Origin of the sequence: Peribacillus asahii (assembly GCF_004006295.1) — a bacterium.
GTDB lineage: Bacteria > Bacillota > Bacilli > Bacillales > DSM-1321 > Peribacillus > Peribacillus asahii_A.
In genome coordinates this window covers 3,042,843-3,057,713 of record NZ_CP026095.1, presented here as the reverse complement: position 1 = coordinate 3,057,713, position 14,871 = coordinate 3,042,843, and the positions used below count along the sequence as shown (strand labels likewise).

The 14,871-nt window shown below is 33.0% G+C and carries 18 protein-coding genes and 1 pseudogene; 12 read left to right on the top strand and 7 right to left on the bottom strand.

Annotated features, from left to right (window positions below; genetic code table 11):
* Positions 1-41 precede the first annotated feature (41 nt).
* A complete protein-coding gene (locus tag BAOM_RS15025) occupies positions 42-1,058 on the bottom strand; it encodes a DUF4179 domain-containing protein (RefSeq protein ID WP_127760971.1) in 1,017 nt (338 codons plus the stop codon).
* A complete protein-coding gene (locus BAOM_RS15020) occupies positions 1,055-1,624 on the bottom strand; it encodes a sigma-70 family RNA polymerase sigma factor (RefSeq protein ID WP_127760970.1) in 570 nt (189 codons plus the stop codon). The genes BAOM_RS15025 and BAOM_RS15020 overlap by 4 nt, the downstream gene beginning before the upstream one ends.
* Positions 1,625-2,211: 587 nt before the next feature.
* On the opposite strand from BAOM_RS15020, the gene BAOM_RS15015 reads away from it, so the two are divergent.
* The 3 genes from BAOM_RS15015 (at position 2,212) to BAOM_RS15005 (ending at position 3,966) form a co-directional block, all read left to right on the top strand.
* On the top strand, positions 2,212-2,922 hold the full coding sequence (locus tag BAOM_RS15015; protein WP_127760969.1) for a class I SAM-dependent methyltransferase: 711 nt from the start codon (positions 2,212-2,214) through the stop codon (positions 2,920-2,922).
* Between the two features lie 92 nt (positions 2,923-3,014).
* On the top strand, positions 3,015-3,398 hold the full coding sequence (locus BAOM_RS15010; RefSeq protein ID WP_252282523.1) for a nucleoside 2-deoxyribosyltransferase: 384 nt from the start codon (positions 3,015-3,017) through the stop codon (positions 3,396-3,398).
* Positions 3,399-3,468: 70 nt separating this feature from the next.
* A complete protein-coding gene (locus tag BAOM_RS15005; protein WP_127760968.1) occupies positions 3,469-3,966 on the top strand; it encodes a kinase in 498 nt (165 codons plus the stop codon).
* A 491-nt stretch (positions 3,967-4,457) separates the two neighbouring features.
* On the opposite strand, the gene BAOM_RS15000 is transcribed toward BAOM_RS15005, so the two are convergent.
* Positions 4,458-4,808 carry a winged helix-turn-helix transcriptional regulator gene (locus BAOM_RS15000; protein WP_127760967.1) on the bottom strand — a complete coding sequence of 117 codons (351 nt, stop codon included), beginning with the start codon at positions 4,806-4,808 and terminating at the stop codon, positions 4,458-4,460.
* Positions 4,809-4,932: 124 nt separating this feature from the next.
* Between BAOM_RS15000 and BAOM_RS14995 the strand changes: the two genes are divergently transcribed.
* Complete coding sequence (locus tag BAOM_RS14995) at positions 4,933-5,559, top strand: nitroreductase family protein (protein WP_127760966.1); 627 nt, start codon at positions 4,933-4,935, stop codon at positions 5,557-5,559.
* Between the two features lie 317 nt (positions 5,560-5,876).
* Positions 5,877-6,838 (top strand): annotated as a pseudogene (locus tag BAOM_RS25580) (threonine ammonia-lyase).
* 212 nt (positions 6,839-7,050) lie between these two features.
* On the opposite strand, the gene BAOM_RS14980 reads toward BAOM_RS25580, so the two are convergent.
* Both BAOM_RS14980 and BAOM_RS14975 read right to left on the bottom strand, forming a co-directional pair.
* Positions 7,051-7,929 (bottom strand): IS3 family transposase, encoded by an 879-nt coding sequence (locus BAOM_RS14980; RefSeq protein WP_127759246.1) that lies wholly within the window; start codon positions 7,927-7,929, stop codon positions 7,051-7,053.
* 8 nt (positions 7,930-7,937) lie between these two features.
* Positions 7,938-8,228, bottom strand: a complete 291-nt coding sequence (locus BAOM_RS14975) for a helix-turn-helix domain-containing protein (RefSeq protein WP_127759245.1) — start codon at positions 8,226-8,228, stop codon at positions 7,938-7,940.
* 315 nt (positions 8,229-8,543) lie between these two features.
* Here BAOM_RS14975 and BAOM_RS14970 point away from each other — a divergent pair, with 315 nt between their 5' ends.
* From BAOM_RS14970 to BAOM_RS14960, 3 genes are all read left to right on the top strand, one after another.
* Positions 8,544-9,839 carry an IS110 family RNA-guided transposase gene (locus tag BAOM_RS14970; RefSeq protein WP_127760413.1) on the top strand — a complete coding sequence of 432 codons (1,296 nt, stop codon included), beginning with the start codon at positions 8,544-8,546 and terminating at the stop codon, positions 9,837-9,839.
* 497 nt (positions 9,840-10,336) lie between these two features.
* The gene (locus BAOM_RS14965) at positions 10,337-10,717 is read left to right on the top strand and encodes a VOC family protein (RefSeq protein ID WP_127760965.1); all 381 of its coding nucleotides are present in this window, start codon (positions 10,337-10,339) and stop codon (positions 10,715-10,717) included.
* Between the two features lie 337 nt (positions 10,718-11,054).
* A complete protein-coding gene (locus tag BAOM_RS14960) occupies positions 11,055-11,441 on the top strand; it encodes a DUF192 domain-containing protein (protein WP_127760964.1) in 387 nt (128 codons plus the stop codon).
* Positions 11,442-11,793: 352 nt separating this feature from the next.
* Here the strand turns inward: BAOM_RS14960 and BAOM_RS14955 are convergent, their stop codons facing one another.
* On the bottom strand, positions 11,794-12,015 hold the full coding sequence (locus BAOM_RS14955) for a hypothetical protein (RefSeq protein WP_127760963.1): 222 nt from the start codon (positions 12,013-12,015) through the stop codon (positions 11,794-11,796).
* A 47-nt stretch (positions 12,016-12,062) separates the two neighbouring features.
* Here BAOM_RS14955 and BAOM_RS14950 point away from each other — a divergent pair, with 47 nt between their 5' ends.
* Together BAOM_RS14950 and BAOM_RS14945 are read left to right on the top strand one after the other, a co-directional pair.
* Positions 12,063-12,518 (top strand): ArpU family phage packaging/lysis transcriptional regulator, encoded by a 456-nt coding sequence (locus BAOM_RS14950; protein ID WP_373995302.1) that lies wholly within the window; start codon positions 12,063-12,065, stop codon positions 12,516-12,518.
* Positions 12,519-12,691: 173 nt separating this feature from the next.
* Positions 12,692-13,006 (top strand): hypothetical protein, encoded by a 315-nt coding sequence (locus BAOM_RS14945; RefSeq protein WP_127760962.1) that lies wholly within the window; start codon positions 12,692-12,694, stop codon positions 13,004-13,006.
* Positions 13,007-13,371: 365 nt separating this feature from the next.
* Here the strand turns inward: BAOM_RS14945 and BAOM_RS14940 are convergent, their stop codons facing one another.
* On the bottom strand, positions 13,372-13,557 hold the full coding sequence (locus tag BAOM_RS14940) for a DUF8096 family protein (RefSeq protein ID WP_127760961.1): 186 nt from the start codon (positions 13,555-13,557) through the stop codon (positions 13,372-13,374).
* 133 nt (positions 13,558-13,690) lie between these two features.
* Between BAOM_RS14940 and BAOM_RS14935 the strand changes: the two genes are divergently transcribed.
* Both BAOM_RS14935 and BAOM_RS14930 read left to right on the top strand, forming a co-directional pair.
* Positions 13,691-14,227, top strand: a complete 537-nt coding sequence (locus BAOM_RS14935) for a hypothetical protein (RefSeq protein ID WP_127760960.1) — start codon at positions 13,691-13,693, stop codon at positions 14,225-14,227.
* A complete protein-coding gene (locus BAOM_RS14930; protein WP_218973843.1) occupies positions 14,211-14,528 on the top strand; it encodes a hypothetical protein in 318 nt (105 codons plus the stop codon). The genes BAOM_RS14935 and BAOM_RS14930 overlap by 17 nt, the downstream gene beginning before the upstream one ends.
* Positions 14,529-14,871: the final 343 nt, after the last annotated feature.

Here is a 14,871-nt window from a genome sequence, read left to right as displayed (position 1 = left end):
GGCTGAATTTTCTATTGTAAGAACTCAGCCTATTTTCAATTTTATTTTAGGTCTATACGTATTGGATCCATTTCTTTTGTTTCTAGTCCTTTACCTGAGCCAAGAGAAAAGTATATAACTGGTACAATCGTTAATGTTTTTGCATTTGGATCAATTGATTTAATCGTACTACTCCATTCAAATGATAATCCATTGTCACGGCTAGTACCTCCATTACCATCAACACTGTAGCTATTTCCTAAATTATCTTGTACATTTTTAATTTCTACTGTTACTTCTGGCCATTCGTCTAGAATGTGTTCATCTACAAATTGTTCGTATTGAATAACAGTCGATAAATCATTGGTTTCATAGGAACTAATCACAACTGAAACGCCATGATCTGTAACGGATTGATTCACAACTTCTTTTTTGTTTTCTAAAGATTGAACTTCAAATGCGAAATGCCAATCACCCGTAACAGATTCATTTGTTTCCATATTTACAAATGCCTCCGGTTCCCAACTAATTTCAATATTATCAGGTTTATTCCCATTAAAATGAGGTGTTATTTTTTCTGTTCCTACATAAGTTGTTTCCCTAACTTTTTCAATTGTACCCGTTGCACCCATTCCCTCAGCCCCTTTAACATCAAAGGATGCAGACATATAAGGATTTGTCCCTAAATCTTTATTAGTTTCAATTGCATAGGAAACCGTAATGGAAGATCCATCATATACAGCATCCTCAATCATGACGGATACACCATTACTTGATTGAACTTGTGAAATATCTGTTGCAACTTCAGCAAAGTTGCTATTATAAGAGTTTTCATCTATAAAGTAACCCATAATATTATTGATAATTGGAATCTGAGATGCGAGTGACGGTACAGCAAAACTGGTAGCAATCGTGGCTCCAATTGTAATCGTTACTGCCACCGCAATATACTTATAAGCCTTTATTTTCTTCTTTGTTCCCAATACGTACTGTTTAACACGTTTTTTTTCAAATTCACTGACTTCCACAGGTTCTATTTCATCAATATTGATATCAACTAACTTTTTATAGTCGTTCATATAATAAACTGCTCCTTTAATTTAATATTTTTCGCTAATTTTTTCTTTCCACGATACAATCGATTATCGACTGCTGATTTTGTTAAATGCAGTGAAGTAGCAATTTCACTATTATTTAACCCTAAAAAGTATTTCATAATAAAAATATCGCGATCTAATTCATCAAGTTTACTAAGTTCAAAAAGTAACTCACTTCTTTGTTCACGTTCTAATATGGATTTTTGTAAATTCGAATGGGTACTAATTTGTTCGAGTTCATCAAGGTGTTTTTCACGTGCCGCTTGCTTTTCATAGACACGATAGTAATCGATTGCTTTATACTTCGTAATTATGCCAATCCATTTTTTGAAATCTACTTCTTCGCCATTAAATTGATGGCTGTTTTTCCAAACTTCTAAAAACACGTCATTGATACAGTCATCGACTGAATCACGTTTACCAATTGGTTGTAATATTTTAAGTGCAATGGCTTTGACAAAGGGCATATACTCATCAATGACATATTCCAGTGCATCTTCTTTTTGCTTTTTTAAACGTTTAATAAAATTTTTATTAGAAACGGTCATATATTCTTCTCCTTCATTTATTGAAAAAGCTCTTTCACTAACTATAACGGAGTGACCATCGTGATATTCGCAACTATTTTAGATTTTTTTTATAAATAGAATAGTAACATTGATAGTGTTATTTACGGGAGTGTTCTTCAAAAAATTGTAAAAAAATCAACGACTTCTAAATGTTACTTCACATAAGAAGGCATAAGTTGAGCTCTATGTATTACTGGAGTAGGCATAAGGAAGCTATTGTAAGGCATTATTAAGGGGTAGCAATTTAAACATTTCTACTCCTTTGTTTTTTATTAGTTATGCAAGTAAAGGGTGGCAAATACGGAAGATTATTATTCTGTTAAAGGGCGCATTTCCAGAGTAGGGATTTGCTGTTGATTTAAAATAAAGACTGATTATTTATAAAAAAGATCGATAATTTAAAACAAAGTTTGATCAAACCCTGTATTAATATAGGGTTTTTCTTTTAACCCTTAAACCCCAACTGTATTGTTCAATTAAAGGGCCATTTAATGGAGGAAGGAATATTAATTTCAAATATAGAATGTAAAACGATGAAATCATTAATTATTCAGGAGAGAAACGCATTGAACAGAATAGAATTTATCAGAAATGAAGAGAAGAAATATCACGATTATTGCTATGAAAACTATAAATTATTTGAAGAAGGTTCTTGGTTGTACAAACCAGTTAAAACTGTTATGGATTTATTACCTTTATTTGGTGATAAAGAGAATATGAATGTCCTCGATTTAGGCTCAGGAGTTGGTAGAAATAGTATTCCAATTGCTGAAGCAATAAAAGGTAGGAACGGCAAAGTTGTTTGTGTAGATTTACTAGACTCGGCATTAAATAAGTTAAAAGAATATATCAAGAAATATAAAGTCGAGGAAGTAATACGATTGGAAAAAGCTGATATTGGGAACTTTGGAATAAAGCAAAATAAGTATGATTTAATTATTGCGGTATCAACATTAGAACACGTTAAATCAGAAGCAGTTTTTGACGAGGTAATTCAACGAATGGCAAAAGGTACAAAAAATAACGGAATAAATTGTCTCATAGTAAATTCTGAAGTTGAAGAAATAAATTTAGAAACAAACGAGAAACTACACGCACTAATGGAGTTAAACCTTTCGACAGAAATTATGCTAAATAAGTTATGTAGCCTTTATTCAGGATGGGAAGTATTAATGACAATAGTGAATCCATTAGAATACGAGATTACACGAAGTGATCAACCTATATTACTAAAAACCAACGCTATAACATATGTAGTAAGAAAAAATATTGGATAGTTTTTTAGCTAACGGAGCGCAAGAGCGAAATAAGAAAGTTGTTTCGACAGCTCTTTTTCTAAGGGAGTTTTTCAAAAGGGGACTATAAAAATATGATGAAATTTTATATTGCATCTAGCTTTAAAAATATAGATAAGGTTAGGTATGTTAGTAAAAAGTTAAAAGATAAAGGATTTATTCATACATACGATTGGACAATTAATAAAAACATTACAACCTTAGAAGAATTAAAGGAGATCGGTCAAGAAGAGAAAAATGCAGTAATGGAATCTGATTTTGTTGTTATTGTATTACCAGGAGGAAAAGGTACTCATATTGAATTAGGTATTGCACTTGGTCAAGGTAAGAAGATTTTTCTTTATTCACCAGATGGAGCAATAGACAACTTTGAAACAACGAGTACTTTTTACCATTTACCGGATGTAGAGAAATGTTATGGGACACTCGATGATTTATTGAATAAGATTACTATCTAAAAAAATGCTTATTTATAAAAAATGGAAGATTCTATAAATAGAAGGCAATTAGGATGCGTAGGGGGAGAATATGGAATCTAAGCTAATTATCATACGAGGAAACTCTGGGAGTGGAAAAACAACGACTGCGAAAAGTCTTCAAAATCATTTTGGGCATGGAACGCTATTGGTTTCTCAGGATGTCGTTCGACGTGAAATGTTGAAGGTCCACGATAGAGAAGGGAACATTTCAATTGATTTGATTCGTCAAATCGTAGAATATGGTAAAGATAAATGTGAATTTGTTATTGTGGAAGGAATCTTGTATAAAAGTCGTTATGGTGAAATGCTGAATAACTTAATCCAGTTCTATAACCAAAAGACATATACTTATTATTTTGATTTATCCTTTGAGGAAACAGTCATACGTCACAACTCTAGTTCTAAAAAGATGGAATTCGGAGAAGATTCTTTACGTGCCTGGTGGAATCCAAACGATTATCTTAGCGTGGAGGGAGAAACAATACTGACTAATGATATGTCACAGAACGATGTATTGAAACTGATTTTAAATCAACTGCAAAAGTAATTATTTCGATTGGTTTGAAATACTAATGTTCTTATTCTATCGGGTGCATTGCTTTCAATAACGATCTTCCGTAATCGGGCGCGATTGTTGAGCAAGAAGTAAAAGGGCGATAAATATTATACATGACTAATATGTATCGCCCTTTATTTTTTATGACTTTTTACAATTTAGATCTTGATAAATTCAAAAAGTTTAACCGTTTGTAAAAAAGTTTGATCAAAATCCTGTACTGAAAAGTATAGGATTTTTCTTGTTTAGGAATCGGGCAATTTAATAGAGCAATTAATAATAGACTCGGTTTATTACCATATCAACAATGTATAGAATCATTCATAAACAATAAAAAACGAACAAATGCCAAACCATTGATCCATATGGGTTTGGCATTTTTAGTAACTTCATAAAGTTTCGATTTGTTTACCTGCTGAATAAGTTATTTTTAATAATTGTCTTTGAAATTATAAGTGAGAACCATTAGGTGAAATTTAGGTTTAATTATGATCACAACAAATTTGTTGATCTTTATCTATACCTTTTATAATTGCATACTTATTACCCCATTCACACATTGTGTTTAATACTGGTACAAATGATCTTCCTAGATCAGTTAAGCTGTATTCTACTTTTGGTGGTACTTCTTTAAATATTTCTCTTCGTACAAGGCCATCTTTTTCTAACTGTTTCAATTGATCTGTTAAGACTTTTTGTGTAATTCCAGGTATTAATTCGTAAAACTCTTTTGTCCTTACTGATTTTTGACTCAAGAAAAAGAGTATTAAACATTTCCATTTTCCACCTGCAATGTTCATAAAAATGTTGATTCCAGTATTATAGATAACCATGTGCTTTCTCTCCTAAATAGGCACTTAAAAGTGGCTATACCACATTTTTGTGCGTTATTTTCTTATTTATTATTGCTTACTATAATTAAAGGCGCAATAAATAAAAATTTTGGAGTTGATATTAATGAGTGTGAAAAATATTTTGGAAAAAAGACGTTCAGTTAGACATTATGATTCAAGTTATAAAATAAGTTCAGAAATTCTAACCTCAATAGTTGAAAGTGCAAGTAAGTCACCTAATGGGAATAATATTCAAGCTACTCGATACTTAATTATTGATGATCCGGACTTAAGAAATTTATTACTGCCTATAGCTTTTAATCAACAACAAGTGATAGAAGCTTCAACTTTAATTGTTATGTTGGGTGATTATCAGGCATTTGACAAAGGTAATATTATTAAGATACATGAAGAAGGCTTTCAAGCAGGTTATTTTGATGAATCGCTAAGAGATTATCTAGCGAATGCTGCAATAAATTATTATGAAAATAAATCAAAAGAAGATCTAAAGCTAGAATTAACTAGAGATGTAAGTCTTGCGTCAATGTCATTAATTTTGTTAGCAAATGAAGCTGGTTTTGACACAATTACTATGTCAGGCTATGATTCTAAGAAATTAAAAGACATCTTAAATATTTCTGAAAGGTATTTAGATGTTATGCTGATAGCTATTGGTAAAGGTACTAAAGCCGGTCATAAGACCGTAAGGCATAATGTAAATAAGGTAATGTATAGAAACACAATAATTTAGTGTTCTCATAGTATCTGATTATGTAAAATAGGCAGACAAAGAAATATGTTAAATAGAAAATGATCAAACTTTTTAATAAAAACCAAACTAAAATCTAATGAAGAAGAAGCTATTTTGATCAATCTTTTTTTAAAATGGCTTCTTTTATTTATCGTAAAATATGGATTTGCAAGGTATTTTTGATCAAACTTTATTTTAAAGCTACACCTAATGCTTTAGACATACGGCCTCATAGATATGCATTTTAAGTTGTTTATAAGTAAAATAATAGTGATTTAAATAATAGGTACATAGAAAAAGAAACGAGGTTATAATTAATGGAATTATTTATTTCTGAGATTATTCATGCTAAAAATCGCATTAGAAATCATATTATCGAAACACCTTTAGTTTTTTCGGATAGCATGTATGACCAACTATCTTCAAATGTTTATTTTAAATTAGAAAATCTCCAAAAGACGGGTTCTTTTAAAGCAAGAGGTGCACTTAGTAAAATTTCAACATTAAACAATCAGGACAAAAGTAAAGGAGTTATCACAGCCTCCTCTGGTAACCATGCACAAGCAGTTTCCTATGCAGCTTCTATATTTGGTACTTCTGCACTTGTAGTCGTACCAGAAAATACAGTACAAGCAAAAATAAGTGGTATTCAAAAATTTGGTGGGGAAATTGTACAGTATGGTGTTACCTATGATGAGGCAGAAGAGTATGCGGTGCAATTAGCAAAGGATACGGGCAGAACATTTATTCATGCATTTGATGATGCTGTTACAATGGCTGGTCAAGGTACGATTGGTTTAGAGGCTATGCTTGAAAAACCAAATTTTGATGTCATTTTAGTGCCAGTCGGCGGTGGGGGCTTCTGAATGGGATTGCTACTGCTGCAAAAACGATTAATCCAGACGTGCAAGTAATCGGTGTACAAAGCGAGGCCTCACCAGCATGGCATGAATCATTTATGGCTGGAAAAATGGTTGATGTAACTTATCAAACTTCAATCGCTGATGGGATTTACGGTGGCATTCATGAAGCCCCTTTACAACTTGCTTTTTCAAGAGTAGATGGAAGTATTTTAGTTAGTGAAGAAAGCATTTCATATGCGATGAAATGGATGGCGACAAATCATCGTTATATGATTGAAGGCTCAAGTGCTGTAACAATTGCAGCGTTATTAGAGAATCAAGTTCCAGATGTTGCTGATAAAAACGTACTCTGTATCATTACTGGTGGTAATGTGGATTTCTCTTTATTTATGAAAGTGATGAAAGCACATAAATAAAAAGATAGATTGTACATCTTAATTCAATCGAATGCTTATATGTTTAAAATTTTATCATTTAAAATAATAATCAAAAACGGGATACATTGCCGCGATATGCTATATTTATCTCAAGATCTTTGATATATATAGCATAAGGCTTGTTCAACAATCGGGCGCTTTTCTGTAAATGATCTGACCCCTGTCAAGTAGACATAAAAAAATAAGCGCAGTTAAGAAGCCTGACTTCTATATTCGATAGGAGTCAGGTTGTTTAGCTTGGTTTGAAACCTTTCGTGGTTATAAAAGTGAATGTAGTCTTTAATAGCCCTTCTAACCTCTTGTGAAGTTTTAAAAGTATGCAGGTTAAAACATTCTGTTTTTAAATGACTAAAGAAATTTTCCATACTAGCGTTATCCCAACAGTTGCCCTTTCTAGACATACTAGCTTTCATTTTATTTCTTGTGAGTAGCTGATTATAGTTATGGGAAGTGTATTGGTATCCTTGATCACTATGGAGAAGGAGTCCCTTTACATTCCTTCCTTTTATGGCTTTTTTAAGAGTATCCAAGACTAGTTTATAATCATTACGTCTACTAATTTGGTACGCAACAACTTCGTTATTATATAGGTCTTTGATGGCAGACAAGTATAGTTTCTGTCCATTGAAAATGAGGTACGTAATATCCGTTACCCACTTTTCATTAGGGCGAGAAGCGTAAAAGGATCTATTTAAATAATTATTCGAGATAAGATAAGGTTCTTTCTTACCGTAATAAATTCGTTTCTTCCTGATAATTGCTTTAATACCTAGCTCACTTAGTAACCGTTGAACTTTTTTGTGATTAATATGAATATCATAGGTCCTCTTTAACCAAATTTGTATTCTTCTATAGCCATAGATGCCCTTATATTTCTGATGACATTCTATTATTTTCTGCTTTAGCTTCTCATCCTCTATCTGCTTTTCCGAAGGTAATGCTTTACGCTTTATCCACTTGTAGTATCCACTTCTTGATACTTTAGCTAGATGACAAAGTAGCTGTATAGAGTGAGCTTGTTTAGATAAATCATTAATGATTGGAAATAGAATACTAGGTTTTAGATTCATTCCTCCTTTCACATCTTTAAAAGCTTTTTTAATAGTTCATTCTCAGCTTCTAATCGCTTTATTTTCTGTTGGGTATTTTCAAAGGTAGATGAAGAGACTCTACTAGACCCACTTTTTCTGCCACGTTTTTCTCTAAGACCAACCATCCCATCTTCACTAAACTGTTTAACCCATCGTTGTATGTTTTTTCGATGAGTGTTTAATTCTCTGGAAACGGCTGCATAATTCTTCTTTTGATGAAATAAATCCACTGCTTTTTTCTTGAATGATATATCATAAGTCTCTGCTTTTTTCTCCATAAAAAATACCCCCTTAATAATAGACAGATTAATGCGCTTTTTAAAACGTGTCTACTATAAGGGGAGCATACCAGAACAAGGATAAGTGCTCATTTTTCATTTTAGGGCCATTTAATTGAGCAACATCTTTAAAGTAAATTCGGTATATATGTTAATATTTAGAAGAGTTTGTGAAGAGATGTACTTAAAGTAACGGGGCAGCATTCCTGTAATAACTGAAAATGCGGTTTGAATGAAAAAAGACCTCTTGATAAGATGAATGTGTCCTGAGCTGGCCAGCTAAAAAGGACAAAACATCTACTCGGAGGTCTCACCATGAATTATAACCAAAATCATAAAATAGCTCAAATTACACCTAAAACCTTAGTAATCGGTATTGATATTGCGAAACATCATCATGTAGCTAGAGCACAAGATTATCGTGGAATGGAGCTAGGATCTACTTGCTTTTTTGATAATACCCAAGAAGGATTTAGGACATTTATTAATTGGATTATTCAAATAAAAGAGTCTTGCGAAATGGATTCTGTCATTACTGGAATGGAGCCAACTGGCCATTATTGGCTTAATTTAGCTCATATTCTAAAGGAGGAACAGATTAAGTTCGTAACGGTCAACCCTTTACATGTCAAGCACAGTAAGGAGTTAGACGATAACTCTCCAACTAAAAATGATGTAAAAGACGCGAAAGTCATTGCACAACTAGTCAAAGATGGTAGATACGCTGAACCAACCATACCACAAGGGGTTTTCGCGGAACTGCGTGTGGCTAAGAAATTACGCGATCTATTAAATGTGGACTTACAAATTGTGCAGGGACAGGTACACAACTGGCTTGATCGATATTTTCCAGAGTTCTTTACCGTTTTTAAAAGTTGGGAGGGAAAGGCAGCTCTTCATTTATTAAAACTTGAAGCGTTACCTCATGAGCTAGTGAACTATACAGAAGAAGAATTACTCGATTACTTAAGGCAAGAAGTGAAGAGAAGTATAGGAATAAAGAAGATTCAATCCTTAAAAGAAGCAGCCAATCGCTCGATTGGCATTCGTCAGGGTGCCATGATGGCTAAAATGGAATTAAGATCATTAATTCAAAAATATGAACTCATTCAAGCCAAGTTCGAAGAGCTTGACCATACTTTGGATACACTGCTTCAAGATATTCCAGGCGTTGATCAAATGTTAGAGATAACAGGAATTGGACGCGATACAGTGGCGGGTTTCTTCGCTGAAGTAGGGGATTTGAGTGAATATAATCATCCTCGTCAAATAACCAAACTGGCAGGACTTAGCTTAAAAGAAAATACATCTGGAAAGCATAAAGGGAGAACCACGATTACGAAACGTGGACGTAAGAAATTACGAGCATTATTATTTCGGGCATCTATGATTCTAGTAGCGAAGAATAAAGCCTTTAAAGCCCTACATCATTATTACACAACGAGACCTGACAATCCGTTGAAAAAGATGCAGTCTTTAATTGCTTTGTGTAATAAGCTTATACGCATTCTCTTCTCCATTGGGCAGAAACAGTTTGTGTTCCAGGAAGAGAAGATGTTGAAGGATATCCCTCATATGCATGCATTTATTCAAGAACCAATAGCAGCTTAATCACTATAAAACTGACTTTTGACAAATAGATTTGGACGGTTGAACAGACAATATCAGCATGGGATTAGTCGGCAACGCAACTAACGTAAGGACATAGATCCTGTGGGGCAGCATGACCGACATCCACCTTATGGAAAGGTTGAACGAAGGAATGTAGGAGCGTAGACTCTGTGAGACTTGGGAGGGTAGACCCCCGTAAGATATGTGGACATCCATTGGTGCGTACATACCTATTCATCCAACTTCTTGAAATTAACCGAAGGTTGGCTAGTTTCTTGCGCTCTTTTTTTTCGTAAACTGCTTGATTGTGTTCTTTTCGTACTAATCAAATCTATAAGAGTAAATAAGTTGGATAGAAATATTGAGAAAAACTGAGTATTTAAGAGATAATTGTTTGTTTATTGAGGGAGGTTAATTGAAGAAGGATTTCTACTTCCCAACAAAGAATATTAATTCAGATAGTAAAAACAGTCTTCTTATAAGGGAGTGAAAGGAATATGTTTAGTAAAGTCGGTCAAATTATGTTGTATGTCAATAACCAAGATGAGGCAGTAAAATTCTGGACAGAAAAATTAGGCTTTACTGTAGTAGCTGAAGAGAACAACAATCAGGGATTGAGATGGATTGAAATTGCTCCAAAAAAAGGTGCAGAAACAAGCCTCATTCTGCACAATAAGGATTTCGTTTCTAAAATGTCTCCCGAATTAAATCTCGATACTCCCTCTTTAATGTTTTTCACGGAGAATCTCGAACAATTACACAGTGACTTATTAAATAAACAAATTACAGTCGGAGAGATTGTAAATATGCCATCTGGTAGAGTATTTAACTTTGCAGATAATGAAGAAAACTATTTTGCAGTAATGGAAAAAAAGTAATTTCCTAAACAATGAGTTGTGAGCTACAGATAAGGCTACCAAATCTAGGTGGCTTTTTTTGTTATGTGAAGGAAAGATTGTGAAGAATTGTACTTCAACTAACAGGGGCGATTCTTCAATAAGAAAGATTGCCCTTTTTTATTGAACAAACGGAGTTTAGTTGAACAAATCTTTTTATATATTGTTGCTGTGATTATTGAAAGCAAAGTATTAAATTTAAAACCATAGAATAAGTATTAAAAGTGAAAAAGAGATTGCCTAGTTATTTTTTCTTCTTGTTTTCGTTTTATCTCCAAATTTCTTTCCTGCTTATTATAATAAGCGAAGGTGAGTGAACATGAAAAATAGAATAAAAACAAAAATGATAAAAATACTCAGTGGAAACAGGGAAATTAGATTAACCGTTCAAGTTGCAGATACTCAAAAAAAAATAGAAAAGGGCTTAATGTTTGTTGAAAAATTACCTGAAAATGAGGGGATGTTATTTGTGTTTTCAAGAAAAATATATGGTGGATTTTGGATGGAAAACACATTAATCCCTTTATCTATTGCTTTTCTTGATTCAGATGGGGAAATTCTAAAGATACTGGATATGGAGCCTTGTAAAGGGAATAAATGTCCTATCTATGATCCAAAACTTTCTTATCATTATGCAATTGAAGTGAATCTTGGATGGTTTGAAAAGAATCAAATCGAAGAAGGGGATTATGTAAAGTTTGATTGAATTCATCTTACCTCTAAGAACTAGGGATGAGGTTTTTGTTAATGGATATTTATATATTACTGAAAAGGTTGTGAAGAAATGTACTTGAAGTAAAAGGGGCATTAGTTTAATAAGAATTAAGTGATATTATGAGTGGGGTCAGATTTTAGTTATTCCATTAAAGGGCGCGATTGTTGAATAAAACTTAGATTTTTAAACAACTATATTGTTATATTTTTAAGTACCGTGAATTATCTTATATCGAAAATTAAACAACTATATTTTAACCCCGTCTTAAATTTAGAACGGGGTTATGCTTGTTTTAGGTTTTAAAATTAAATCACTTTATTCTCACTTTACAGCAGTCAAGATGTTATTTATAATTTTCAATTAGTTTTATATTTTGATAAATAGATTTACTTATCATAGCATCCTTTATTTCATCTATAATCGTTTCAAGATCTTTTATACATTTTTCTATATCATCGAATGTTTTAATTAACGCCTCCCCCATGTATTCTATCTTATAGAATTTTTCATGTTTATAAGTAAGCGTTCCTCCTGAACAACTAGATATGGAAGATGCAGCAGTCAAACATTAATCTTTTCGCCCTGGGTTGCGGCTCAGGGTGTTCCTGAGAAATGGGGGATATGATGACCTTTGAATTACCTGAATTAGATAGAAAAGCGACACAAACGGCTGTAGAAGCTGAATTGGAGAAATATCGCTTATATAAATACTTAATTTTTGAAGAACGTGAGGCTTCTATAACGGCAAGTCCAGAGGAACGCTTTCATGGGCCAACTAATCAAACCAGTGATCAAACAGCTTCTATTGCTATTTATAATGCGGATCAACAAAGATATCGAAAGGCATATTGTGAGCGTGTCGAATGGGCTGTTCGCCGATTACCAAAAATGGAACGTTTTCTGATTGAAGAACGGTATATGTCTGAGGATGCAGAATATACTTCAGATTATCAGGTGTACTGTTTCAAATTTCAGCCAGCTATATCGGAAAAAACTTATTCAAAGATACGATGGAAAGCTTTTTATAAACTGGCTTTGAACCTGAATCTTGCTATTACGAAGAGATAGGTGATGAAGGAAATGGAAATTAAAGAAATGCTCAAAAATATCATTTGGCATATAGAAACAAACTGAAACATATCGAGAGATAAAAGAGTACTAGATGATGTTCTCAGCTCATTGAAGAACATGGCTAAAACACCGAAGTAACAGCACAGTTCGAAGAAAAGGAGGTGTATCTAATGAATGAGAGAAAGATTTATTTGGCTAATGGTGACGTACTAATTCGAACGGCTAAAGGTATTTACTTTAGACAGAACGGGGAAAACGGAACGCCTTTGCTTATTGACCAAGAAGAAGGAGAACTCTTAGCCTTTGGCACAGCTGAGCAGTTATTAATTGCTGCTAAAACAATCAATAAAATAATTAGTGTATATGAGAAGGCGTTAGAACAACTAAATGAAATGGCTGTTTATTATTCAGAAAAGGAAGAGGCTTTAAATCCAGATAAGGTTAGGGACATAGCAGCAAAAGCATTAAACAGACCAGAAAATTAACAGCGCAGTTCAAAGAAACGGAGAAATAATTCCTAAAAAAACTCGAAATTATTCCTAAAAAAAGTCGGGAATAAATCGTGTTGTTAGGATTTATACATGTTAAATTTATATCATCGAGAATAAAGCAAAGGGCGGCACAATGTGTCGTCTTTCGGTATTCTTTGCAAGTTCTGTACCTTGTAAAGTAGACATAAGTTAAATTATTCTTGTATCTGCTTTAGAAAGTATATCTTTATTATGATTAGGTTATAATTGAGTCAAACGGTAAAAAACCCCAATGTATAATAAATCGTGGAGCGCTGAAAGCACTTGGTGTGGAACCCAGGTGCTTTTCTTATGTTCAAAAACCCTATCGAGTGACAGGGTTAAATAGATTTCATCATGCCACAATGACGGCACTTGCGTAAAAATATATAGTTCTTTACTGAGCTTTCAAATTGAGCATTACCGCAATTGTCACAACGACCACTGATTACATCAGGATACTCTTTATAATCGTAAACGATGCTTGTATCATACCCTTTTAGTTCTTTTGAAGCTTCTTCAGACAACTTAGATCACCTTCTTTTATTCAATTAGACAATGATACCATTAATCATAGATTCATCAAGCGACTAGCGATTATTTGCAGGAATTCAGCTCCTGGTGTCGAATTGAATTCTAGATTGAAAGGGTGATTAGACTTTGAAAAAAGAGATGGACGCAGAATTTATTGAAAGACTATCAAAAATAGCAACTGAAGTCGAAGCGAGAGTAGAAAAATTTAATAAAGATATAGATGATCAGAATATTATGTACGTTTTAGTAAAGGCTCATCTTTATATTGAATATGAGCTTGAGCTAATACTTCTAGAGTATGTGGAAAAGCCTGAGTATTTAAAAATTCCTAAAATGACCTTCGCTCAAAAGGAAAATTTAGTGTTTGCTTTAGGAATAGTGCCTGATGCAGAAAAAAAATCACTTAATAATTTTAATAAAATTCGTAATAAATTAGCCCATAACTTAGATTACAAATTCAACGAGGAAATTTTAGAAAAAAATATTATTGGGCAATTTAGTTCTAAAACTAGGACTGACTATGAAAAAAACCTTGGCTTCTATTGTGGAAAGTACGGAGATGGTTTAGATGGTAAGTTACGTTGTGCCATTTCAATTATTTGGAGTAATTTATTAGAAATAAGAATAATTCCTTCGGATATAAGAAGTGAATTGGAAATATAGATGGGGAAGCATCCGAATAATCAGGTGTGCTTTTTCTGCATTCGTAAAGCTGGGATTAGATAGAAATGAATTTGAAAAAGTAATGGCAATTTATTTTGGAGAAGTGGTTGTACAAAATAATAAAGATGCAAAATGGGAAGTAGAGGAATACCCTTTTGTACCTGGAAAATACATCTTTGGAGTAAGTAAGGGATTTGGGAGTATGTCTTTAGGTAATGGGTTTATTGACCATTATAAAGAACCAAGTAATAAAAGAAGAAACTCTTTGTTTAGAATGTACAATCATTACTTTAATGATTGAAACGATATTTCTTCTTCAACTAACAGGGTGCGTTTGTTTCATAATAATAAAGTTGTTTAAAAACGTCAGTCATGCTATTCAACAATCGGGCCTATAATTGAATAAAACTCCCGGAAAATACTAGATAATTATGTTATTATTGTATGAAATGTGAAGGAATATACTTAAACGATCGGAGCAGGTTAGCAAAATGGGGATTGTTTAAAATCAGGAGGTTTTTACGTAATGTCTGCTAAAATTGTAGCTTCAATAATGATGGTTATTAACGCTATATTTATATCTACTTTAGTTGATAATTGTTCCGCGAAAATAAAGTTGTAGACTGTGAAATAAAGTGTTAGAC